Source organism: Streptosporangium sp. NPDC049644, assembly GCF_040675205.1.
Taxonomy (GTDB): domain Bacteria; phylum Actinomycetota; class Actinomycetes; order Streptosporangiales; family Streptosporangiaceae; genus Streptosporangium; species Streptosporangium fukuiense.
Genome location: NZ_JBFAOJ010000265.1, coordinates 1 through 1481 on the forward strand (window position 1 = coordinate 1; position 1481 = coordinate 1481).

Annotated in this window: 1 protein-coding gene; it reads right to left on the minus strand. The window is 72.5% G+C overall.

Annotated features, from left to right (window positions below):
* A partial coding sequence (locus AB0J58_RS45010) for an acyltransferase domain-containing protein (protein WP_364227990.1) occupies positions 1–1481 on the minus strand: 1481 nt, incomplete at both ends.

Sequence of the window (1481 nt, forward strand, 5' to 3'; positions counted from 1 at the left end):
GATCTCATCATCACGCCGCCAGGCCGCCCGCAGCCCCTGGAACAGCGGCCCGTAGCTCAGCCCGCCCTCGGCGAGCTGCTCATACAGACCGTCCAGCTCGATCGCGGACGCCCCCCGCGGCGGCCAGACCTCGGTGTCGAGTCGCTCGCCGTTCTGCTCGCCGGCGGCGAGGACGCCGACAGCGTGCCGTACCCACGGCTCGTCTTCGGCGGCCTGAGCAGGCCGGGTGTGGATGCTCAGGTCACGTCTGCCCGACTCCTCCGGACCCACCCACACCTGCACCGCGACGGCGTCGGTCTCGGTGAGTACGAGCGGCGCGGCCAGGGTCAGCTCTTCCACCACGTCGCAGCCGACCTGGTCGCCGGCGCGGATCGCCAGCTCCAGGAAGGCGGTGCCGGGGAACAGCACCTTCCCGTCCACGACGTGATCGGCCAGCCAGCCTTGCGACCGCAGCGAGAGCTGGCCGGTCAGCAGGACGCCGTCCGAAGCTGCCAGCGCCACGGCGGCGCCCAGCAGAGGATGCCCCGCCGCGGCCTGCCCCAGGTTGCGAAGGTCGCCCATTCGCTGGGAGCGGGGCCAGTACCACTCGTGCTGGAACGGGTAGGTGGGCAGGTCGACGCGGCGTCCGCGCGGGAGCACCGCCTGCCAGTCGATCGGCACCCCGCGCACGTGCAGCTCGGCCAGGGCGGTCATCGCCGCCGCGTGCTCGTCGCGGTCCTTGCGCACCATCGGCACGAGCACGGCATCGTGCGCGTCCACCTCGGCGGCGAGGGTGTCGGCGGCCATGGCCGTCAGGGTGCCTTCGGGGCCCAGCTCCAGATACGCCCGTACGCCCTGGCGGTGCAGCGTCCGGACGCCCTCGGCGAAGCGGACCGCGCCGCGAACCTGGTTCACCCAGTAGTCCGGCGAGCACAGCTCCTCGTCCGTGGCCACCTCGCCGGTCAGGTTCGAGACCACCTGAATCTCCGGCGGACTGTACGTCAGGGTCCGGGCCAGGGCGCGGAAGTCCTCCAGCATCGGCTCCATCAACGGCGAATGGAACGCGTGCGACACCCGAAGCCGCCGAGTCTTGTGCCCCCGCTCCGCCAGCGTGTCCGCGAGTTCGAGCACGGCCTGCTCGACCCCGGAGATCACCACCGAGCGCGGACCGTTGACGGCAGCGATCGACACCTCGTTCTCACACCCGGCCAGCAGCTCGGCGACCTCCTCATCGGACGCCTGCACCGCCACCATCGCCCCGCCGACCGGGAGCGCCTGCATCAGCCGCGCCCGGGCCGCGACCAGGGCGCAGGCATCCTGAAGGGACAGCACCCCGGCCACATGCGCCGCGGTGATCTCCCCGATCGAATGCCCGGCCAGCACCTCCGGCCGCACACCCCACGACTCCACCAGCCGGAACAACGCCGTCTCCACCGCGAACAACGCCGGCTGCGCCCACCCGGTCTGGTCCAGCGCCTCCGCCTCCGCCGTGCCCGGCTCGG